The sequence below is a fragment of the Bradyrhizobium sp. 26S5 genome (assembly GCF_036923295.1).
Lineage (GTDB): Bacteria > Pseudomonadota > Alphaproteobacteria > Rhizobiales > Xanthobacteraceae > Bradyrhizobium > Bradyrhizobium septentrionale.
Genome location: NZ_CP145948.1, coordinates 1731805 through 1753241 on the forward strand (window position 1 = coordinate 1731805; position 21437 = coordinate 1753241).

The 21437-nt window shown below is 60.8% G+C and carries 18 protein-coding genes and 3 pseudogenes; 13 read left to right on the plus strand and 8 right to left on the minus strand.

All coding sequences use genetic code 11. The features are described from left to right. Nucleotides 1-490: 490 nt before the first annotated feature. The 5 genes and pseudogenes from V5279_RS08165 to V5279_RS08185 all read left to right on the plus strand — a co-directional run bounded on the left by V5279_RS08165 (nucleotide 491) and on the right by V5279_RS08185 (nucleotide 4515). Entirely contained in the window at nucleotides 491-682 is a 192-nt protein-coding gene (locus V5279_RS08165; RefSeq protein WP_166104006.1) for a hypothetical protein, read from the plus strand. A gap of 96 nt (nucleotides 683-778) precedes the next feature. After that, on the plus strand, nucleotides 779-1027 hold the full coding sequence (locus V5279_RS08170; RefSeq protein ID WP_338701911.1) for a hypothetical protein: 249 nt from the start codon (nucleotides 779-781) through the stop codon (nucleotides 1025-1027). Between the two features lie 38 nt (nucleotides 1028-1065). After that, complete coding sequence (locus tag V5279_RS08175; protein WP_338696331.1) at nucleotides 1066-1488, plus strand: transposase; 423 nt, start codon at nucleotides 1066-1068, stop codon at nucleotides 1486-1488. Between the two features lie 268 nt (nucleotides 1489-1756). Further along, a pseudogene (locus V5279_RS08180) lies at nucleotides 1757-2884 on the plus strand (IS3 family transposase). Between the two features lie 602 nt (nucleotides 2885-3486). Further along, nucleotides 3487-4515, plus strand: a complete 1029-nt coding sequence (locus V5279_RS08185; protein WP_338696333.1) for an IS110 family transposase — start codon at nucleotides 3487-3489, stop codon at nucleotides 4513-4515. Between the two features lie 192 nt (nucleotides 4516-4707). Here V5279_RS08185 and V5279_RS08190 read toward each other — a convergent pair whose 3' ends face one another. The 3 genes from V5279_RS08190 to V5279_RS08200 are packed head-to-tail and all read right to left on the minus strand — an operon-like array spanning nucleotide 4708 to nucleotide 6341. Beyond that, nucleotides 4708-4989 (minus strand): oleate hydratase, encoded by a 282-nt coding sequence (locus V5279_RS08190; RefSeq protein WP_338696335.1) that lies wholly within the window; start codon nucleotides 4987-4989, stop codon nucleotides 4708-4710. Nucleotide 4990: 1 nt separating this feature from the next. Beyond that, complete coding sequence (locus V5279_RS08195) at nucleotides 4991-5704, minus strand: oleate hydratase (protein ID WP_338696337.1); 714 nt, start codon at nucleotides 5702-5704, stop codon at nucleotides 4991-4993. Between the two features lie 7 nt (nucleotides 5705-5711). Further along, nucleotides 5712-6341, minus strand: a complete 630-nt coding sequence (locus tag V5279_RS08200) for an oleate hydratase (protein WP_338696339.1) — start codon at nucleotides 6339-6341, stop codon at nucleotides 5712-5714. Nucleotides 6342-6757: 416 nt separating this feature from the next. Between V5279_RS08200 and istA the strand changes: the two genes are divergently transcribed. Both istA and istB read left to right on the plus strand, forming a co-directional pair. Then, nucleotides 6758-8290 (plus strand): IS21 family transposase, encoded by a 1533-nt coding sequence (istA, locus tag V5279_RS08205; RefSeq protein WP_422389058.1) that lies wholly within the window; start codon nucleotides 6758-6760, stop codon nucleotides 8288-8290. Continuing rightward, nucleotides 8287-9129, plus strand: coding sequence for an IS21-like element helper ATPase IstB (gene istB / locus V5279_RS08210; protein WP_176535476.1), 843 nt, complete (start codon nucleotides 8287-8289; stop codon nucleotides 9127-9129). The genes istA and istB overlap by 4 nt, the downstream gene beginning before the upstream one ends. 158 nt (nucleotides 9130-9287) lie before the next feature. On the opposite strand, the gene V5279_RS08215 is transcribed toward istB, so the two are convergent. Together V5279_RS08215 and V5279_RS08220 are read right to left on the minus strand one after the other, a co-directional pair. Further along, a complete protein-coding gene (locus tag V5279_RS08215; protein WP_173640836.1) occupies nucleotides 9288-10043 on the minus strand; it encodes a hypothetical protein in 756 nt (251 codons plus the stop codon). 1656 nt (nucleotides 10044-11699) lie between these two features. Next, nucleotides 11700-13103, minus strand: a complete 1404-nt coding sequence (locus V5279_RS08220) for a GGDEF domain-containing protein (RefSeq protein ID WP_338696342.1) — start codon at nucleotides 13101-13103, stop codon at nucleotides 11700-11702. Between the two features lie 820 nt (nucleotides 13104-13923). Between V5279_RS08220 and V5279_RS08225 the strand changes: the two genes are divergently transcribed. From V5279_RS08225 to V5279_RS08245, 6 genes and pseudogenes are all read left to right on the plus strand, one after another. After that, nucleotides 13924-14136 carry a hypothetical protein gene (locus V5279_RS08225; protein WP_338696344.1) on the plus strand — a complete coding sequence of 71 codons (213 nt, stop codon included), beginning with the start codon at nucleotides 13924-13926 and terminating at the stop codon, nucleotides 14134-14136. A 123-nt stretch (nucleotides 14137-14259) separates the two neighbouring features. After that, nucleotides 14260-14382 carry a hypothetical protein gene (locus V5279_RS08230; RefSeq protein WP_338696346.1) on the plus strand — a complete coding sequence of 41 codons (123 nt, stop codon included), beginning with the start codon at nucleotides 14260-14262 and terminating at the stop codon, nucleotides 14380-14382. A 32-nt stretch (nucleotides 14383-14414) separates the two neighbouring features. Further along, on the plus strand, nucleotides 14415-14639 hold the full coding sequence (locus tag V5279_RS08235) for an ABC transporter substrate-binding protein (protein WP_414645909.1): 225 nt from the start codon (nucleotides 14415-14417) through the stop codon (nucleotides 14637-14639). A gap of 38 nt (nucleotides 14640-14677) precedes the next feature. Continuing rightward, on the plus strand, nucleotides 14678-14953 hold the full coding sequence (locus V5279_RS08240; RefSeq protein WP_338696348.1) for an ABC transporter substrate-binding protein: 276 nt from the start codon (nucleotides 14678-14680) through the stop codon (nucleotides 14951-14953). Nucleotides 14954-15635: 682 nt separating this feature from the next. Continuing rightward, nucleotides 15636-15815 carry a YegP family protein gene (locus tag V5279_RS47045; protein WP_414645700.1) on the plus strand — a complete coding sequence of 60 codons (180 nt, stop codon included), beginning with the start codon at nucleotides 15636-15638 and terminating at the stop codon, nucleotides 15813-15815. A gap of 406 nt (nucleotides 15816-16221) precedes the next feature. Beyond that, nucleotides 16222-16456 (plus strand): annotated as a pseudogene (locus tag V5279_RS08245) (hypothetical protein); the annotation flags it as partial. A gap of 99 nt (nucleotides 16457-16555) precedes the next feature. Here V5279_RS08245 and V5279_RS08250 read toward each other — a convergent pair. The 3 genes and pseudogenes from V5279_RS08250 to V5279_RS08260 all read right to left on the minus strand — a co-directional run. After that, on the minus strand, nucleotides 16556-18502 hold the full coding sequence (locus tag V5279_RS08250) for a glycosyltransferase (protein WP_338696350.1): 1947 nt from the start codon (nucleotides 18500-18502) through the stop codon (nucleotides 16556-16558). Next, nucleotides 18499-19866, minus strand: coding sequence for an HlyD family secretion protein (locus tag V5279_RS08255; RefSeq protein ID WP_338696352.1), 1368 nt, complete (start codon nucleotides 19864-19866; stop codon nucleotides 18499-18501). Before V5279_RS08255 ends, V5279_RS08250 begins: the two co-directional genes overlap by 4 nt. A 506-nt stretch (nucleotides 19867-20372) precedes the next feature. Then, nucleotides 20373-21155 (minus strand): annotated as a pseudogene (locus V5279_RS08260) (E3 ubiquitin--protein ligase); the annotation flags it as partial. Nucleotides 21156-21437: the final 282 nt, after the last annotated feature.

A 21437-nucleotide genomic window follows, 5' to 3' on the forward strand; every position in this document is an offset into this window, starting at 1 on the left:
CCGTGCCGGACGATTGAGGAAGCAGAGGCCGTTGCCGCGGAAATGAACGGCGCCGGGTTTAAGAATGTTGCGATCGGGGACACAAGCCGGCCCGCGAAATGAACAGTCGGTGAGCAGTCTTCTCTAGTATGGAAATGCTGCATAGCTTGGGCACCTTGCCCACCGGCGCGTGGTGAACTCATCCACTGATAGGACCGATCCCTCGGGATCACCGAGCGCACGGCCGATGAGGGAGCAAAGCTTGCAGCCGTCTGGCGCTCTCCGCTTCTGTTGCCGTCTGCCGACCAGGGTGATCTGGTTGCTCTCGCTGTGGGTACGGTTTCGCTGTGGGGGACGGTCTGGAGCACGACACGGGATACCGCGCGCAATTCGGGCGCGTGCGAACTGTCGATGATCTGTTGGTAGGTGAGGAGTTCGAGCGCCGCCAGACAGAGTGCGACCTACTCGATCTGGTGCGAAACAACTACGGCTTAAAGAAAGGAGTAGCCACATGCTGTTCTTTGTCGATCTCGCCCTCGCGCCTCTGCAGTTCATGGCCTCGTTTTGCGACGAGATGGTGAGGCCGCTGACGCGGTCGGTGCGCCCTGCCATCGCGGGCCCGGCCCAGATAATCCATATCACCCCAGAGCGTCGGGCGCGCCGAAAGCGGAAGATTCTGCGTCGCCTGCAGCTCGGCTATTGAGGAGGCTGCGCTGATGACCGTGGGGATGTCCCGATCGGTGTTGAACTACGTCGGGCCGACGGGAGTGAATGTTACGCGGGCCTCGAGACGTGGGCAATGGGCTTGATCGTCATGCGATCGTGGCGAGCTTGTGGGCCGCACGCAGAACCGACAATTGCGGGCAGCCGGGCGGCGCGGCTGGCTGACTTCATGGCTGCCGATCTGTCCGCGCTCGACCATCTGGTGGTCCAAATCGACGGGCTGCATCTCGGCGACGATCTCGTGCTGGTCGCCGCAATCGGAGTTGACGGCGAAGGCAACAAGCGTAAGCGCGAAGCCGATACCCTGGCTTCAGAGTTAGAATGAATGTGCGAAGAAGCCTCCGGCTTGGAACGGAGGTTTGGATGGGATTGGACAGCAAAAAGGACGTCCATTTGGGCGGCTCACCGGTAGGGCTGGTGAGCCGGCTGGAGGTCCTCGAAGGACCGTCGGGGCGCCGTGTGCGTTCGGAGGCTGAGAGAGCCCGGATCGTCGCCGAGAGTCTGCTACCTGGTGCCCAGGTGTCCGAGGTGGCGCGCAAGCACGGAGCGACGCGCTGGCATATTTACGATTGGCGACGCCGCTTTCGACAGCGAGGCATGTTGGCGCCGTGCGAGGCATCGCAGTCGACATTCGCAGCGCTGGTCGTGGAAAGCGCGTTGGAGGAGCGTCAGGTTCCGGCGATCAAGCTTGAGATCGCGATCGGCGATGTTGTGCTGCGGACGGACACAGCCATAGATGGCGAGCAGCTGTCCCGGGTGATCCGCGCAGTCCGAGCGTCACGATGATCGCGGCCGGTGCCGATCTGAAGATTTACATCGCGACGCGGCCGATCGACTTCCGCTGTGGCCACGATGGGCTTGCGCGAAGGTGCAGGAGATGCTTCGTCTCGACCTGTTCAGCGGCGCAGCCTTCGTGTTCCGATCGAAACGAGCACAGCTCGTTTCATTGTACGTCCCTTTGTCAGAAGAGCTGGCTCCGCAAATTCGGACAGTAGCTTGAGTGGATTTTCTGCCTGAGAGCGGCGAGGATTCTTGCCGCGAAACAGGAGCGAAGATGACGAAGAGGAGTCGCCGGACGCATTCTCCGGCCTTCAAGGCAAAGGTGGCTTTGGTGGCCGTGAAGGGGGAGAAGACGTTGGCCGAGCTGGCGCAACTGTTTGATGTCCATCCGAACCAGATCACGACCTGGAAGTCCCAACTCCTGGAAGGCGCCGCCGGAGTGTTTGGGCAGGACAACGGACCGGCCGAGGCGCCGGTCGATTTGAAGCGTTACATGCCAAGATCGGCGAGCTTGCGTTGGAGAACGATTTTTTGTCCGGCGCGCTCACCAAGGCGGGCCTGCTGAGCGCAAAGCGATGATCGACCGCGACCATGATCTGTCTGTCGTGCGCCAGGCGAAGGTCCTGAACCTTGCCCGCAGTACGGTTTACTATGAACCTCGGCCGGTTTCGGCCGAGGACTTGTCTTGATGCGCCGGCTCGATGAGCTGCACCTCGATTATCCCTTCGCAGGGGGGCGCATGCTGCGATCGCTGTTGCAGCGTGAGGGCATGCAGGTTGGCGGCCGCCACGTCGCGACGCTGATGAAGCGCATGGGGATCGAGGCGATCTATCGCCGTCCGAACACGAGCAAGCCCGCACCGGGCCACAAGATCTACCCGTACCTATTGCGCGGATTGAAGATCGAGCGGCCGAACCAGGTCTGGGCAATGGGCATCAGCTACATTCCGATGCGACGTGGATTCGTTTACCTCGCGGCGGTCGTCGATGTGTTCAGCCGAAGGGTATTGGTCCATCGCGTATCGATCACGATGGAGACGATATTCTGCGTCGAAGCGCTCCAGGAGGCGTTGGCGAAGCACGGCAGGCCCGAGATCTTCAACACGGATCAGGGTAGCCAGTTCACCAGCCTCGACTTCACCGGCGTGCTGCTGGACGCGAACATCGCCATCAGCATGGACGGCAAGGGTGCCTGGCGCGACAACGTGTTCGTCGAGCGGCTGTGGCGCACTGTCAAATACGAGGAAGTCTATCTGCGTGCTTACGACAGCGTGCTCGAGGCGCGAGCATCGATTTCCAAATATCTGGCGTTCTACAATCGAGGACGTCCTCACTCGAGCCTTGACGAACGCACGCCCGACGAGGCTTACTTCGGCGCGCAAACGATGGTGACGGCCGCATGATCGTCGCCAACGATTTTGCTGCGGCTCTGGTCGGGCTTGCGCCCTCCCGACGCCACAGCAAAATCGTAAAGCCCCGCGTTCAGCATAACCCGGCAGGAATCCACTTAATTTTCGCGGGGCCCTGTCCAAACAACCGAGACCAGCTCTGTTCTCTCAGGCCTGCTTTGGGTTCAAATAGAAAGGGGAACTGTGGTCAACCTCCAACCTTCAGAGCGGCGACCGTACGACTGACTTGCGCAGTATCGGGGATAGGGGCGCGGAGGCTCAAGACGACTGCGTTATTTCCACCACGCATCATTGCCACCACGCATCGCTCGTCGAGGATCCGTCCCTTCTCCGCTCGTTTGGCCGACCGGTAACGCTCCGTTACCGCCGACACCACCTCGCGCCGCGCGCGCATGCTGATCTTTCCCGCATAGACGCCACCGAACCAATTCGATGGCACCGCCCCAATCATCGGCGAAAAGTTGTCCAGTAACATTCTGGGTGAGGCAATGCGGGGGTCAAATTTGCAAACGATGACGTAATTGCGGTCGGCGCCCGCGGCTCGAAAGGTCCGCTATCTTCAAGCCTTCCCGCAATCTCGCGAATCGGAGGGGGCTATGAAGCAATATGTTGGGCTGGATGTCTCGCAAAGAGAAACGTCAGTATGTGTGGTCGACGAAGTGGGTCAGGTCTTGTTCGAGGGAAAGGCCAAGTCCGACCCGGGGGCGCTCACGGCACTGCTTCGCAAGCGGGCGCCACAAGCGGAGCGCATCGGATTTGAGACCGGGGCGATGGCGAGTTGGCTATGGCATGAACTTCGTAGGGTTGATCTTCCGGTGGTCTGCATCGACGCGCGGCATGCCCACGCGGCTTTGTCCGTACGCATGAACAAGAGCGATCGGAATGATGCTCGAGGTCTGGCCGAATTGGTGCGGGTTGGCTGGTATCGAGAAGTCAAAGTCAAGAGTGAGGAAAGTCAGAAGATCCGCGCGATACTCATCGCGAGATCTCGGCTCGTGGCCATTCGTCGAGATATCGAGAACCAGGTCCGCAGTCTTATCAAAGAATACGGCTTGCTCTTCCCACGCGCGATCGGACTGAAGTTTCGCAATCAGGTCTGCGAGCTATTGGGCGAAGATCATCAACTCCTCGGTGTGATCGCGCCGCTTCTGTCGATCCATGAGCAGATCTGCAAGCAGCAAAGCAAGTTCGACGACGAAGTCCGCCAGTTGACGAAGTCGGATGAGACGACGCGCCGCCTGATGACGGTTCCTGGTGTCGGCGTGGTGACCGCCTTGGCCTTCCGCCATACGATCGACGACCCATCGCGCTTCCGATCGGCATCAAGCGTCGGCGCCTATCTGGGTCTTACGCCCCGACGAAACCAGTCTGGTGAAACTGACATCAATGGCAAGATATCACGATGGGGCGACCGTCTTCTCCGAACGTACCTGTACGAGGCGGCGACCGTCCTGCTTTATCGAACGAAGAAATGGTCCTCTCTCAAGGCTTGGGGCATGAAGCTCGCCAATCGGATTGGCATGCGAAAGGCAAAGGTCGCCATCGCGCGCAAAATCGCCATCGTTCTTCACTGTATCTGGGTCGACGGCACATCGTTCGACTGGGGCCAGGCGAAGGAAGCCTGATCCGATCTTGTAAAGTTCCTGGTCCGGGCTGCCGGACTGGCGATGTCCCGCTGGGACGGTGTTGTGGCGACCTCGGTCAATCGGCTGGTGGCGGCTCGTCCGCACTCCGCTGCAAACGTTGAGGCGCCCGACCCGGACATCATCATGAGGCGCTGCGCGACCTCGGAAAGGACCGTGACCCCAGCGAAGACATCAACCAGCCCCGGCGATCCAATGCCTGGCCGGCAAAGCACGTATCAGCCGCGCCCGAGCCGTCTCCGCAACCCGGACCAGCTCCGACGGCGCGAGCACTACCTCCGTGCCGTGGGCGAGTTCAGAAATGTAAGCTTGACAACAAACCGCAATTAAAGGGCCGATTGACAGGTGCGAAAGCAATTCGATGAGAATTTCACGCCCCGTGCACTCCGACATGGGCTTATGCACGAAGTTACCCGACATGTCCGGGTAGAGCCCATAGCCCCACCACACCCACACATTATTCGGCTGTTCGTAAAAGTGCGGTTGCCGATTTAAGGACAATGGTCCCGAGCCAATTGGGATTCTCGCCTTTGACGGCCTTACTGCCGGAGAAGGCTTCTAGCCGGTCGAAGAAGCTCGAGTCGTCCGCGGTGACTGTGAACGATTCCCATTTGGACTGACCGATCCTGGAAGCGAAGGCGGCGGGGTGGCCGAAATCCGGACTCTTGGCAGCCAGGCGCCCACGCCCTCCGGTTCGCTCCGTATTCAGCACGGGAACCGTGTCCATCGAACCGTAGCTCGTATCGGATGTCATTGACCCGTTGGTCACGAACACAAGATCCCGTTCGGCCAGATCGATGGCGCGATCTTCGCCGCAATGCCGATAGCGCAAGCGCGTCGCGGCCTTCTTCCCGCCTTCGGTGACAATATCAACATCGGTCACTTCCGTCCCCATCTCCAGCCGCACGCCCCGCGCCGTCAACCATGCGACGGTCGGACGGACGATGGCGTCGAACTGGTTGAACTGGGTGCGGTAGATCCCCGCGAAAGTGTCGATCGTCGAGAACAGATGCAGGAAGCGCAGACAGTATCGCTTGAACTCGACGGCACTGTGCCATGGCGCAAATGCAAAGGTTGTAGACCAGATGAGCCAGAACTTGCTGCGGAAAAGTGGGGTTCGAACCAGTTCTGGATCGTCCTGGCGTCGAGCACCGATTCTGGAGCCGCGCAAAGCGCGATCAGGTCGAGCCGATCTTTCTCAGTTCGTCCTTCGCCGATTTGGTCTCGTCGGCAATCGAGGGAATGAAGGATAACAAGTCGTAGGTACAGTTGAACTTTTCCTCGAACATGCGCCCGCCGCGCATGACATATCCGTCCTTCGGATCGCCATGTGCGTCGAGGCTTCCGCCGAACTGCTCCATTTGCTCGAACAGGACGACATTCGGGCCGGATAGCCCGCCCTCCTTGACGAGGTAAGCCGCTGCGGCCAGGGCAGGCGATGCCTGTTCCGACCAAATAGGCCTCGCGAGGAGCCGCCTGCTTCGGTGGATTAAGGCGAGAAACGAGAGAAGCAGAGGACATAAAGTTCGCCAGCATCTAGCGGTTGGAATGTCTATGCAATCGGCGCGCCGATGGCGCCGTGCAAAACAATATGATCGCGAAGCACAGCTCCCGGACTGCATCATAATCAACAAGCGCCAGAAGCCCTTCGGGGTGCACAGCCACATGCAGTCGCCGTCGAGCGCCTGACCATAAGCAGCAACGGCGCCGCGATCATCGAATTGGATCAAGCCATACCAGCAGCGGCTGCGCGGCGCGCAAAAGCTGATTGCGGGCTTTGCTTGAAGACGGAATAGGAGCGCCGTCATGTCGGGCTTACAACCATCTCCGTCTTCAACCAGACAAGACAGAAAGCAACCGGACAAGACGGAAATTGAGACGGTGCCAGTTGTCGCTTTTGCCGAAGTCGACCATACGTCAGTACGAAGATGCCCAAGGCGACCTTACAAGGTGCTTGGCCAGCGGCCGGGTTGAGTTCGAGCGCAAGCACGTACCGGTCTTTGCGCATCGCGAAAGTCTTTCGGGATGGCGTGCGCGGCGGCGATCAGGGTGAGACTCCAGCGACAATCAAGGTGAGACTGCGCCGATGGGGACGGACCGAAGGGAGGGCGCAGCCCGACCGGAGGACCGTCCCCATCGGCGTCGCGCGTTTTTGGACCCGTCTGGCGGCCGGGTGCGGCTGGTGCAAGCTGTTGGTTCGTCTCGACAAGAGGGAATCGATGCCTTGCCTGGCCTCCACATCACCGACCACCAGATGAGGCTGTACATGACGTACCGACTGACACTGTCCCCCGAGGCCGCCGCGGCCAAGGCGGGGTTCTCGAAGGCAAGCGCGTATCGAATCGAGGGCGATTGTCGCCCGCCATCGCAGAAGAAGACGCCGAGGGGCCGGCGCCGGTCCGATCCGCTCGGGCAGTATTGGGACGCCGAGATCGTTCCGATCCTGAAGGCTGCGCCCGGCATCCGCGTGATCGGCGTGCTGGACGAGCTGCGCCGACGGCATCATGACTTGAACCCGAACATCCGCCGCACGCTGGAGCGGCGCATCAACGCCTGGCGGGCGCTCAACGGCCCCGAACAGGACGTGATCTTCCGCCAGCAGCACGAGCCCGGCCGCCTGGGTCTGTCCGACTTCACCGACGTGAGCGCGCTCGGTATTACCATCGCGGGTGAGCCGCTCGATCACCGGCTCTATCACTTCCGGTTGGCGTTCTCCGGCTTCGAGCATGTCCATGTCGTGCTCGGCGGCGAAAGCTTCGTCGCCCTGGCGGAGGGCTTGCAGAACGCGCTGTGGGCGCTTGGCGGCGTGCCGCGGGAGCATCGCAGCGACAGCCTGTCGGCAGCATTCCGCAATCTGGCCGCCGACGCACGGGGGGATCTGACGCAGCGCTACGCCGGGCTGATGGGCCACTATGGCATGGCGCCAACGCGCAACAATGCGGGCATCGCACATGAGAACGGCTCGATCGAGAGCGCGCACGGCCATCTCAAGCGGGCACTGGAAGATGCGCTGTTGCTGCGGGGGACGCGCGAGTTCGCCAGTCTCGATGCGTACCGGGCTTTTGTCGACGAGATTGTCGGCCGGCGCAACGCCAACCTCGCCAAGCCGATCGCGCTCGAGAAGGAGGCCTTGGCGCCGCTGCCAAAAGGCCGCACGACCGACTTCGAGGAGAAAGTGATCCCGGTGACGTCGTCAGGCGGCTTCATCCTGCGGCGCGTATTCTACACCGTGCCTTCAAGATTGATCGGCCATCGCCTGCGTGTGCGCATCTTCGACGACCGGCTCGAATGCTTCCTTGGCGTCACGCCGGTCGTGACGCTGCGGCGCGGTCGGCCTGTGTCCGAGAGCCAGGGCGGTCATGTTGTGGATTACCGGCACGTCATCCATGCCCTGCGGCGCAAGCCGATGGCGCTCCTCAATCTCGTTTATCGCGACCAACTCTTCCCGCGTGCAGCTTACAAACGTCTGTTCGAGACCTTGCGGGAGCATGGTGATGACCGGCGCGCCTGCAAGGTGACGGTCGAGCTTCTGGCGCTGGCTCACGAGCGCGCCTGCGAAGCAGAACTCGCCGAGGTGATCGCGATGGATCTGGACGCCGGACAGTTACCCGATCTTGCCGCGCTGCGCGACCGCTTCCGACCCGAGGCGGCCTCGATCCCGCGTGTCGCCGTCAAGCTGGCGCCGCTCGACGTCTACGATGAACTCGCCTCCGTCAGCGTCATGTCGGGCCGCTCGAACCTGGGAGAGGCAGCATGACCGGTATCGCTACCTCCGTCGATGCTGCCCGTGTCGAGCTGCTTCTCAATGAGCTCCGCCTGCCGGGCGTCAAGGCGATCTGGCCGAAGCTCGCCGCACAGTCGGACAAGGAAGGGTGGCCTGCCGCCCGCTTCCTCGCCGCCCTTGCCGAGCACGAGGCGGCCGATCGCACCCGCCGTCGGATCGAGCGACACATGGTGGAAGCGCGTTTGCCCGCCGGCAAGACGCTCGCCACCTTCGACTTCGAAAGCGTGCCGATGCTATCAAAGGCACAGGCGATGGCGCTCGCCGCTGGCGACGCCTGGTTGAAGGCCGGCGCCAATTTGCTCTTGTTCGGTCCACCGGGCGGCGGCAAGACCCATCTCGGCACGGCGATCGGCCTGGCTCTCGTCGAGAACGGTTGGCGCGTTCTCTTCGCGCGCACCACTGATCTGGTGCAACGGCTGCAGGTCGCGCGGCGCGAGCTGGCGCTGGAGTCCGCGATCGCCAAACTCGATCGCTATGACCTCCTGATCCTCGACGACATCACATATGTGAGCAAGGATCAGGCGGAAACCAGTGTGCTGTTCGAGTTGATCGCCGCCCGCTACGAACGACGCTCGCTGCTGATCACGGCCAATCAGCCATTTGGCGAATGGGGGCGTATCTTCCCGGACCAGGCAATGACGTTGGCTGCCATCGATCGTTTGGTCCACCACGCCACGATCCTCGAGATGAACGTCGAAAGTTACCGTCGAAAAGTTGCCCTCGATCGCAAGCGCGGTCCAGGCCGGCCACCTGTTCACACGACCCCCAACGAACTCGACAAGACTGTGATTGACGCTGGCAGCGCCGCTTGATTGTCGCGCAGCGTCAATCAACGCTTGCCAAGTAGGCGGCCAGCGTCAATTATCTCCTGACTCGGCCGCCTCGTCTCATCTTGATTGACGCGCCGCTCTCATCCTGATTGTCGCGCTATAATGGCGCCACACTTCTGAACCAGGGTCCGTGCTACCTCCTATCTCATCTGTGAGGCGCTCCATACCCTGAGAGCCCGGGCTGTGAGGCTGGCGTTCGCCAGTTCTCTCCAGGACTTCCGTACTTCCATCCAACGGATTTTTCGAGCGGGCAAGGTATCAAGCAGTTTTCGGGCAATTGGTACAAACCGCACAGCTTCCGAGTTCGGGTCGCGCTTGGCATCTTCGAGAATTTTGAGAGCGGCCGCTTCGGACCGTCTCCAGCCCGACTCGGTGAACCTGCTCTCCGCGAAATACTCAAAACAGGTCCGGAACCTCAAAGCGCGGCCGATGATCGTATGGGCTGGCAATCCCGCCTCGCTCAGCCACCTCCGAAGATGGTCACACCACCCTTTGCTGCTGCATTCGAGAAGACCACCACCTTCCAAGACCAGAAGCGCTGCCATGCCAGCGATCTCGCATCGTACCTCCTCATTCTGGCCTTCGAACCAGTTCCGGACTGCATGCAGTGGCGTCACCGGCCGATTCACAATCGATACCTGTGCCGCGCCGGCGCGATAGAACGGAACCACGTTTTTCAGCGATGGCAGGCGCGGCCACGGCCTCCCTTCTGCGTCCCACAAGACCCAGCGCTCAGCGATCCTCTTTGCCTCGTCGGGCGACCTGCTTCGCCAAAGCTCTTTGAGCGCCTCATTGACGTAATATGAGACGTCAGCTTTCAGACCGCATGTACGTGCTATTGCTGCGAGGCGACCGGCGTCAATGAGCCGCGCCGCGAAGTTGTTCTCCGCGTTCATTTGCCGACGTGCTTGGTTCGCTGCTCAGTTCCGATCATCAACCTTCACAAGGTACCACAATCTCCAACTTGTCATACCCACCTCATTCGGCACGGCGTGGACGTATGCAAAGCCAATGGAAGTGGGCTGGCTGGGCCTTCGCGCTCTTATTGATTTTCGGAGAAGTCACTGACGGCGAAAAGGACAATCCACTTTCAGGCTAAGAAGTGCCACTTGGACTTTGCCAAGAAATCCTGGTCGAGGTCGTTCCGCGAGGGATCGAAGATGCTGGATCGTCGCAAAACACAGCCACCCTCTGCGGTGAGGTAAGCTATTCACGCATCGCCGCACGAAGGGGACGATTCGCCCTCCCGACCTCGTCGGCCCGCGTCCGTCAAAAAACTTGGGCTTCTGAATGCAAAGACCCCGCTGCTGTCCCGCTCAGAACTGAACGCCATGCCGAATTCGGTTGCTACGATACAGCGCCGCCTCAGGAGCGCGTTGGTTGGGCGTATAGCTAGGACGACTCCACATTCATTGAAGCCAAAAGCAGATTGCGGCGAGGTGGACAAACGCGAGGAAGTTCGGCCCGTCGGTCGAATCGCGTAGCGAAGCGGCGGAAGTGTTTTGAGCTTGTTGAGCAGCGCTCGATGCGGTTTCTCAGCTTGTAGATCGTTTCGTCGTGGGGGATCGGGACCTTGCGAGAGCGGCTGAGGAAATCTGCTTGGGAGTTCCTGTCTGCGATGGTTTTGCGCAGATGTCGTTGTAGTCATAGGCCCTGTCGGCTAGCACGGCCTCGGCCTCAAAGCCTTCGAGCAGGGCTTTCGTAGTGAGATTGCCGTGTCGTTGACCGGCCATGAGACGACCGAGGCCGTTGCGGAGCATCTGGATCTTGGTCGTCAAACAACCTCCGGAGCGCCCGAGTTCTTGAGTTTTGGCCCCCTTCTCCGCTCGCGGCCTGCTGGTGGACGCGAACCAGAGTGGTGTCGAGCATCAGGTATTTATTGTCGCGATCCCGGATCAGTTCGGCAAACACTTTCTCCCACACGCCGCTTTGGCCAGCGGGAAACCGCGCAGGCACGCTGTTCCACTTGCCATAGCGCTCCGGCAGGTGCAGGTGCTGCCAGTAGGCGCCGGACCGCGGAACCCACAACCCCGTTCACGAACAGACGGTTGTCGACACTGCTGCGGTCGCGATCACCCACCTTGCCCGCCAGCATCTGCCCGAGGATCGATAGAACGCGCTGTCCAGGCGCAGGATCACGCAATTGATGAATGGGCGATTGCGGCCGACGTTATGATTCTTCTTCGACTCTTCCTCGACCGGCTGCGCGACTCCCGAGAACCGTCCCAGTTAAGCCGCGCTCCACCTAGAAGGTGCCGGCATAGTCGCTTGCCTGGGTTAGTGCGGTATAGGCGATCTCCGGCAACTGGATTTTACCGAGCTTTTTGAGCAACGAAGAATGCGGCGCGCCTGCTCTACCAGCTTCAGCGCGAACTTTCTGACCGAGAAGCCATTGTCCTGCTCCGGACTCATTCCGAAAAACTTTCTCGCTTTCGCGATGGTCGACGAAGAGAAATTGGTAAGTGGAGCTTCGGATCTGACCTGGAGAATGACAGCGAAAATGAGCGCCACGGCGCGGAGCGCCTGAGGCTAAGCGCGCGAATGAATGAAGCTTACGCGGCAATCACACGATTGCGACCTTCATGTTTTGCGCGATAGAGCCGCTGATCGGCGACGTTCAGCAATCCGTCAAGCGTGTCTCCATCGCGCCCGAACTCCGACACCCCAACGCTGATGGTGACGCCGACCGACGGCTGAGCTTCGACGTCGAATGCAGTGCCTTCAATCGTCGATCGAAGGCGTTCGGCTACCGCGTAAGCCGTGTCGAGCGTCGCCCCGGGCAGCAAGACCATGAATTCTTCACCGCCCACGCGTGCGACAGAGTCATAAGGGCGAATTGCCTCCAGACACTTTCGCACAAATGCGCGGAGCACCCCATCGCCGACGCTGTGACCACGTGAGTCATTGATATCCTTGAAATGGTCGAGATCGAGCGACAGCAGAGATAATGGAGCACCGGTTCGTTTGGCCCGCGCGATTTCGGCGCCGATATGGTCGAGGAAGTGTCGCCGATTTCCGGCACCGGTCAGTGGGTCGGTGGCGGCAAGGCGTTCTAACCTTTGATTGCTCACCTGCACTTGCTGTAGCGCCCTTTGAGTGTCGGCCATCGAATCGGCCAGGCGGGCCATCATTTCTTCCTGGCTATAGATGGTCGAGAAGGATTGCGTCGTTCGGAAAGCCTGGACAACGCCATAGCTGAGCAGGAAGAACCCGCCAGCAAAGATCGCGTGGGCGAGCCACCACATATGATTCCACGGTGCCGCCAGAATGAATGCGAGCGACGATAACGCAAACCACGCGACCGAGATGCCGAAAACAAGCATGAGCGGCGAGTGAATCCCTCGCATGAGCATGACCGCGACGTTCAGCGCGCTGAACACCAGTGCACCGCCCTCCATGGACAAGCGTACCGCCGGGTGTCCCGCATAGGGGGAGTAGGCGATCAATGCGACAGCTATATCCACGGTCAGGAACAGGCCGGTCCACATCAGCCATGTGCGCGCATCCGAACGCTTCTCGACCTCGTCTGATGGCTGGTTATAGCTGAGCAGCCCAACGAAGAGAAGAATCGACATCGCGAGACGCGACGCCGGTCCATAGAGCAGAAACAGCCAGATGTTGCGGTGTGCCATCCTGGTGAAGGCGCCGTGCAGTAAATAGATCAATACGAAGCCGAGAAAACCCAGCGTCAACCAACGCAACAGAGGTTCGCCGGAAGACCGGTAGCAGCGACACGTCACATAGGTGACGAACAGCCCTTCGAGGGTGGCGAGGGCAATCGCGAATTCATGGAATGGGTGATTTTCGAATTTTAGCGTGGAATCCTGCTGGAAATACAGGTAGGCAATGAACTGGGCAGGCATCAAGGCGAAGGCGATGAGGAGAAGGCTCATATACGCCTGTGTCACCAGCCGGAGCGCGTTGCTCGGTTCGTGTACCGCAAGATTGGTGCTCATATGCAATACCGTCTCCCATGATGACGTCAGATCGTTTCGTGGACACTTGAGCGTCTCCGAAGGATACTGTCCCAGAGCACCTTCGGTCCTTGTGTACTAGCCAGTTGAAGGAACCAGGATGCGTCGCGGCCGGAGGCCGTTCAACAACTCGGAGCCCGCGATCACCGCTGCGACGGAGGCATGAGCTTGACCTTTCCGTCCTGCGGCACCCCATCGAGCAGGCGGCGGCGCGGATAGGGTCGGCCTTGTCGTCCAGCAGCGGCCAGCTCCCGCCGCCGCCGGGATCAGCAGCGCCGCGGACTGCGTTTATGTTTCGAGCCCACCGCGTTCAGGCCGCCCGCTCCGCTGGGTCAACGTGTCGTGTCTTCAGCAGATTATTCCGGCCCCTCCCGCGAGTTGTCACGGTCTGCGAGGCGCTCGAAAACGTCCATCGAAAGACAAGGAAATCACGATCCCGTTGGAAAGGAGTCTGCGTATTACCGTACTCAATCGTCTGCCTACCGCCCCCCGGTAGTGCCGCCGCCACAATCGGTCCGTTACCGGTTCGGCTCCGAGTCAACACGCGTAATGAGCAAAACCGTAAGCGTCAGCCCGCTTTGATTGGCGAGTTTCTTGTAGGCCATCTGCGATCTCCTTCGTCTGGGATGTCCCCGCACTGCGCGACCGGGGCCGTAGGATACCTAAGCTGGTTGAGTTAGCCGCCTGCCAAACCTTGTAGGTTCCCTAACGCAACCTGTGAGATTGGCTTACGGCAAGGACGAGTTACTCGATCCGTCATGGATCACGCACGAGGATATATCCGCGAGAAGGTAATCGCCGGTTGGCTCTATCGAATGCTTGGGCGGGGCGGGCAAGTGCTTCGGCCGAGCGGATCTACGCGCGCTGGGCGTTCAACATCTACGACTATGACGATAAAGGTACGCTCGAGATCGGGTTCGTGCTGTGCCCGCTGCATTTGCCGGAAGAGAGGCTCATCGCTGGCGACGCGTCGGTCCGTATCCTGATGGACCGCGTCGAAGCCCATCGACCGTGAGGTCGGCATGCCAATTGGTTGGTTCTTCTTGATAATTCATGGTCATCAGGCTAAGCGAGAGGTTGGCCAAGCGATCGCCAAGGGGCTGCGTAATCTTTGACAGTCACTTCGGAGGAAGGCTCCTTGCTGGTCGATGCATGGATCTGGATCTTCCTCGAGGCCTTCTGCGATTCCAGGCCTGAGAGTGGCAAGCGGGAGCTGCGCCGCCGCTCCGCCATTCTTCCGATTTCGCGTCTGCTCTCCTGACGGCTCAATCGAGCGGTGCAAAGGTCGTCGCTTTGCCCGATTCGGGGGCAGACTTCGCCAATGCCCTGAAGCAGGCTGAGGAGTTCGGGCTCACGCAGAAGCAGCAGCTAGCTCCGCTGGGATTGATGATCAATCAGACGCACAGCATCGGCCTGCAGCCGCTGCAGAATGTACGTCTGACCACCACGTTTTACCGGGATAGGACAGACGAGACGCGCGCCTTCGCGAAGCGCTACGAGGCAGCATTCGATGGCTGATCCCGAACGAGGCGCACGCGAGCACCTACAGTGCAGTTATGCACTATCTCAAGGCGATTGCCGCGGCGCAGACGGACGAAGGCGAGGCGGTGGTGCGACAGATGAAGAACACCCCGGCTAATGATTTCGAGATGAAGAATGTTAGGATCCGCGCCGACGGTCAGGTGATGCGACCGCTCTATGCCGCGCGCATAAAGGCGTCGATCGAGTCAAAATATCCTTATGATTACTACGAGATCACGCGGACCATTCCGGCCGAAGATGCTTGGCGCCCGGCCGCGGACAGCGCCTGCAATCTCCTGAAGACGCAGTAAGTCGGGCGGGCGGGCCAGCCCGATCTGTCTCGATCGGGCTACAGACAGTCAATCCGCCAACAACAATAGTTCTGCCCGACAACAGGGCGCTGGATAGACAACTTGTTCATCGAACGCCTGTGGCGCGCTAAAATATGAGGACATCTCAAGGGTTATTCGGATGGCCATGAGGCTGTAGATATGACGCTTCTCGCAAGCGAGACGCTTGGACAACGCTGCGCGTTGCCCACATCCCCAGGGCCACAACAGCAGCAAGCAAGAGTAGCGTAAGGCTATTGAGAAGAACGAACGGCAGCGGCTCCACTTAAGAAACCGGACCCAGCGGTCCTCAGTGTAGGGTCCATTTCAGTTATCCGAGCTAACCGGGCGAGCGGCGTAAGCGCGGCCGCTGATCCGCTGCAAACTACCATTTCTCATAGGCTTTTCAGGTCACCGAATGTGGTCGAATGGGTATGGCGGAACGCACCATCGCCGGAGACCACCGATGTATTTCCACCTCTATCAGGACGACAAGCGAGAGTGGTGTTGGTCGCTGCACGGCGGGAATCACCATAAGATTGCCAGCTCTGGTGAAGGCTACCATCGCAAGACCTGATGCTGTCCCTGCCCTTGGACTAGTCCAAGGGACGAACGAACGGTAAAGGACTGAAGACTTCGAATTGACCATCGTCGGAGACTTACGATGCATTTCGAATTGTACCGAGACGAGCACCAGGAATGGCGTTGGAAGCTTCACGCGCGGAATGGTCTCTATATCGTCACCTCCGGCGAAAGCTACCACAAAAAGGATGATGCTATTCGCGCCATCAGGCTCGTCCAAGCCACGACTGACGAAACTCCGATCCGTATATCCGCTACCTAGCGTCGGTAGCGTGTCAACCTATCACCTCTCGCTGTTGATAGGGAAATCGACACATGTAACCGTAACTCATCGGCGATCATCAATGCTGCCGATCAAAATCAGGGGAGACGCCTATGCCGATCCATATTAGCTACGCTGAGAAAGAGCTAACCAACGAACGGCGCGCGTTGCAGCCGGCGAACGCCGCGCTAGCTCAAGGAACCCAATACTCGCTGTTGCTCAAGAATCGATCCGCTCAGCCCTGGATATTTTTCGTTTATCAGAGGTTGCCGCGCCTGCACGCGGGATATCTTCTCCTTGGCTTGGTTCTGCTCCCCCTATCAGATCCAAGTCGGCGATCAGATCAGGTTCACGTGGGAAATCGACTAAGTGCGGGGTCAATGTTCAGCGTCGATTCACAATCTAGGTCTCCGGCCTCGACCGCCCCGGCCTGCTCTACCAGCTGACCACCGCGACCTCGAAGCTCAACCTCAACATCGCCTCGGCGCATGTCGCGACCTTCGGCGAGCGCGCCCGCGACGTGTTCTATATCACCGACCTGCTCGGCGCCCAGATCACCGCGCCGACCCGGCAGGCCGCGATCAAGAGCGCTGCTGCATCTGTTGTCGACCGAGGACCAGGCGGCGAAGCCGGCGGCTTGACGCGTCGCCTCTCTCCACTCGTCATTCCCCGATGCGCAATTGCGCATCGGGGAATGACGACGGATGGGACTGCTGCAGGCCCACCTCATTCATACCGCTCTAGCCGAACAGCCGCATCAGCAGGGCCTTGCCGACCGGCGCTGCGCGGACACTGCGGAAGGCGCGGACATATTCGCCGGCATAGAATGCGCGCACGACATTGATCCGCGTCGCAACCGCGTCCTCGAAACGGACGCCGAAGCCATCGCGGGTGCGGCGGACCACGAGCGCGGCCACGTTCTGTCCGTAGACATTGCACTTGATCGAGGCGCCGATTGCGGGAGGGGCGGGATCGATGAAGCGCGCGCCCGAGATCGAAATGTCGACCATCCGGACCAGCCGCGGCTCCGTACCTTCGTGAATCAGGATCGGCTCGTCACGCTCGAAGCGCTCGGCCTTGCGACGCCGCGGCTGCTCGATGCAAATGAAGCACACGATCGCGAGCGCGACGCAATTATAGAGGCTCCAGGCCAGCGCCAGCCCGCCATAGGCGATGCTGTCGCCGCGCAGATGCAGGATGAATGCGTAGGCGATCGCCAGCAGCGTGATGAGCAAGGCGCTGCCATAGAGCCGCAGCAGCGGCCACTCGATGAAGCGGCGATTGCGGTCGCCGCCCTTGGCCGTCACCTTGAACTTGTGGCCTTGCGGCTTGGCGAGGCCGGTCACGACCGCCTTCAAGACCGCGGGGGCTGCGATGTATTGCGACACGTCGGTCATGATCGCGAGCGAGCGACCGCGCGAGATCCAGGCCATGGTGAAGGCGTGCCAGACATAGAACGGCATGAAGTACTTCAGAAGCTCGAACAGATCGGCGTGAACCGCCTTGATGCCGAACAGCAGATAGAGCCACGGCACGACGAGGCCGAAAACCTTGGTGCCATAGACCGCCGCCCAGCTCATGAAGGCGTCGACCAGCGACAGCCGGTCCATGAAGGCGAGCTTCGATTGCCGCGAGAACGGCCCGCTGCGACCCCTGAAGATCTGCATGAAGCCGAGACACCAGCGCCCGCGCTGCGTGATGTATTCCTTCAATCCCTCCGGCGCGAGGCCGATGGTCAGGCGCTCGTTGAGATAGACCGTGCGCAATCCCCTTTCCTTCAGGCGCAGCGTGACGAGATAATCCTCTGTGACTGAATCGGTCGGAAAGCCGCCGATCTGCATCAGGCCGGAAAAGCGCATCAGCGATGAGGTGCCGCAGCAAAATGCCGTGCCCCAGGCGTCCTTGGCCGGCATCAGGATGTCGAAGAAGAAACGCTGTTCGTCGGGCCAGACGTCGGTTGCGGCGAGATTGGTCTGGATCGGATCCGGATTGATGAAGTGCTGCGGCGTCTGCACGACGCCGACGGTGCCGTCCTGCATCAGGCTCATCGCCCGCGTCAGGAAGTCCGGCATCGGGACAAAATCCGCATCGAGGATCGAGACGAACTCCGGCCGGTCCGGCAGCCCGGAAACGTGCTGGAGCGCATGATTGATGTTGCCGGCCTTGGCATGGCGGTTGTCCGGACGGGTCAGATAGTTGCAGCCGAGCTCCTGGGCGAGCCGGCGCAGCCAGAGCCGCCGTCCGTCGTCGAGCACCCAGACGCGATAATTTGGATAGTTCAGCCCAGTGGCGCCGATGATGGTTCGCTCGAGGATCGCCTTCTCTTCATTGTAGGTGCAGATGAAGACGTCGACGCGCGGCGCATCCGTCAATGCCTTGGATTGACGCAGGATGGCATTGACCGCGGGCGAACGGTCGATGGTCCGGCTGAGGAACAGCAACGACAGGCACACCGCGATCATCGAGGCCGCCTCGGCCGCCACGAAGGGATAGCCGACCACCGCGTCGGCGGTGAGCCCCAACGGCGGCAAGGTCTGGGTCACCCGCCAGACGAAGTAGTGCAACAGCAGCAGGAACGATATGCCGGTCATCATGACGCGCCCCAGCGTCTGCTCGCGCCGGAGCATCGGCAGGATCGCAAGACAGGCGCCGAAGGCGACCAGCCCGGGCGCGAATGCCGCCATCATGGCTTTGCCGCGTCCGTGTTGAACACCACCCGCCCGGTGCGGCCGACTGCGCATTCCTTGCCCGTGGTATCGAGCTCCGGCATCGAGACCGTCACCCGGTACGGTTCCTTGTTCAGCGCATCCGGATTGATCGCAAGGTTCGCGGGCGCCCCCGATGCACCGGTGAGGTTGACGATCTCACCCTTGATCGAAGCGCTGCCGTCGTTCGGCTCAAAGCTCGCCTGCTCACCAAGCCTGAGGCGGTTATAGACGCCTTCGGTGACATTGGCGGTGACCACCGCACCGCTGCAATCAAGCAGCTTGAGCAGGGGCTGCCCGGCCCTGACGTCCTCGCCCGGCGACGTCATCATCTCCCAGATGCGCCCGGCGACCGGCGCCTTGATGTCGGCTTCCGCCCGGTTGATGTAGTGCAATTGCTCCGAGGCAATCTCGTGGGTAAGCCAGTCGATCTCCGCATCGGAATGCACCAGATCGGCGCGCAGATCGTTGACACGCTGGCGCATCTCCTCTTCGCGTTGCACGGAACTCGGCCGGTCATTGTAGCTGTCGCCAAGATAGGTGCCGTTCCTTGCCGCGGTGAGTTCGACCTTGGCGGCGTCGAGCCGGCGCTGCGCGCCTATCTCGGTCTGATGGGCGATCGCCTGCTCGCGCGTCAGCCGGGCCATTTCGACCGTCGAGACGCTGCCCGATTTGATCAGCGACGAGGCGCGTTCAACCGCCGCCGTCGCTTCTTCCCGTCGCGCGGCCGCGGCCTCGATCGCGGTCTGGATTTCCGCGATGCGCGCCTCGAGCTGGAGGATGCGGCCGTCGCGGAACTGGGCCGCCTGGCGCGCGAGGTCCTGTTGCGACGTCTCGGCGGCCGCAAGCTTTGCGGCCAGACTCGGGCGCTCATTCTCCATCCGGGACATCTGCCGCCGGAGATCGTCGAGCCGCACCCGATCGCCGCGCGCGTTGACGACATGAAGGATCGTATCGCCTTCGTGGACCACACTGAGCTGCGTGGAGCTCTGCGGCTTCGCACTCACGGTGCCGTCGATCGGCGAGCGCAGGGTCACGATCCTGGCATTGACCACGGCCTCGACGCTCGAGGTCTGCAGCACGGCCTTCAGCGGCAGCCATCCGAAGATCGCGACGAGGGCGAGGCCAATGCCGACCTTGAGCAGGCGTCGAACCCACCGGCCCGAGCCTGCAGGCGCTTGGGGATGGGGGGCGCTATCATTGACAGGCTCGCTGACCGGCTCGTCGTCCGCCGGCTGCAAGCGGTCCTGCAAGTCGCGCTGCAATCCCCGCGCGCCCGCTTCCTCGTCCTTGATGACGGATGTATCGCCTTCGGGAAGCGGCTTCTGCGGCTGTGCCTGATTCATGATGACCGGACCTGAACTGTCAGTGCGCGCGGGGTTCAGAAACCATAATCCTGAACGGCCAATGTGCTTTTGGGGTGCCCCTTAGACATAGGCGCACCGTCCCACCGAACGGGGCCGTTATACGCTGGCCCATTGATGGCCACTGATGCTATCTTAGGTTTCTGAGGCCCAAGCCGAGGGTTGCAAACAACCTATACGTTTGCAACAGTTGGTTTCTACTTAGGGTGCGACGAAACCGCGCGCTCTCGTAAAGCGGTTGCAAGGCTCGACGCTGACGGAAGCCCCTGTGAATCGGCGTGGAATCCGGACGCCGATCGGCGTCCCAAGTGCTTGATTGACTTCGCGCGTGCGGAGTCAATGTTCAGCGTCGATTCACAAACAGGCAGAGCGCTTGTCGTCTCCCTCACACCTGTGAGCGTGCCGCGCTCGATGCCACTTGCAGCGGCCGTTCTCGATTACGTCAAAGCACCCTGGATGGGCACCTGCCGTTCCTGGACGCGCAGTGGTCGTGCGTAGTCCTGCGCGCCGGGCTCATCCGCAAAGTGCTGCCATTCGGCCAGTGCCGAGGGGGCGTCTCCCAGCCAGTGCGCGGCAGCCTCATACAGAGATTGCTGCGCAAGCTGAGGTGGCGCTTCAGCCGCCGCCAGATTAGCGAGGACGTCGTCCGGCAGCGGGTTATCCCCGAACTCGAGGTTCTCCAAATGCGGGTAGCTAAAACTCGATAAAAGACCCTCGGGTAGGCTGGTCAGCCGGTTACCGCTGAGATTGAGCGATTGGAGCGTGCTCGGAAGAGGGGCGGGGAGGTTGGCCAATTGATTGCTGCTGACATCGAGTTCAATGAGCCCCGATGGGAGGGAGTCGGGGAGGTCGGTCAGCTGATTGCCACTAACCGCGAGCGAGGTGAGCCTGCTCGGGAGAGCGTCCGGCAGGCTAGTTAGTCGGTTGTCGCTTGCGTTCAGGATCTCGAGCCGAGCCGGAAGGTTGGCCGGCAGACTGGTCAAGCTGTTATCGGCCACCTCCAGCCGAGAGAGGGTCGCCGGAAGAGCGTCCGGCAAACTGATCAACCGGTTATGGCTAATGAGAAGATGCTGAAGACCGGTTGGGAAGCTAGCGGGCAGGCTGCTTAGCTCGTTGTGCCTGGCGCGCAGTTCAAGCAATCTTGGCGGCAGGGCGGCGGGCAAAGCGGTCAGGGAGAGGGAGGACAAATCCAGCAAGTGCGAGCCCGCGTTGTCCGAAACCCAGTTGTCCAGGATCTGCGCGCGCGCGGAGGCCGGGGTCCGATATCCCGGAGGACCGTCAACGTGGCAGCGTTCTGCCCTTAGCAGGCCCACCTGTCGATCAGCTGACGAGTGTCGCTGCAGAACCCCGGGTCGCTCGGTTGCCAGCGGTGACAGAAGTAAGCCCAGTTTGAGGTTGAACCGGTCAAGATTCGCAAAGACCAGCTTGGCTGTGAATAAGCACCGAAGCGGGACCCCAACTCAGATGAACGCAACGCTCTGATGTCGCACGAGGAAATTCGTTCACGATGAGGTCCGGATCGGCGCCGATCGGCCTCCCGCTATCTTCCAAAG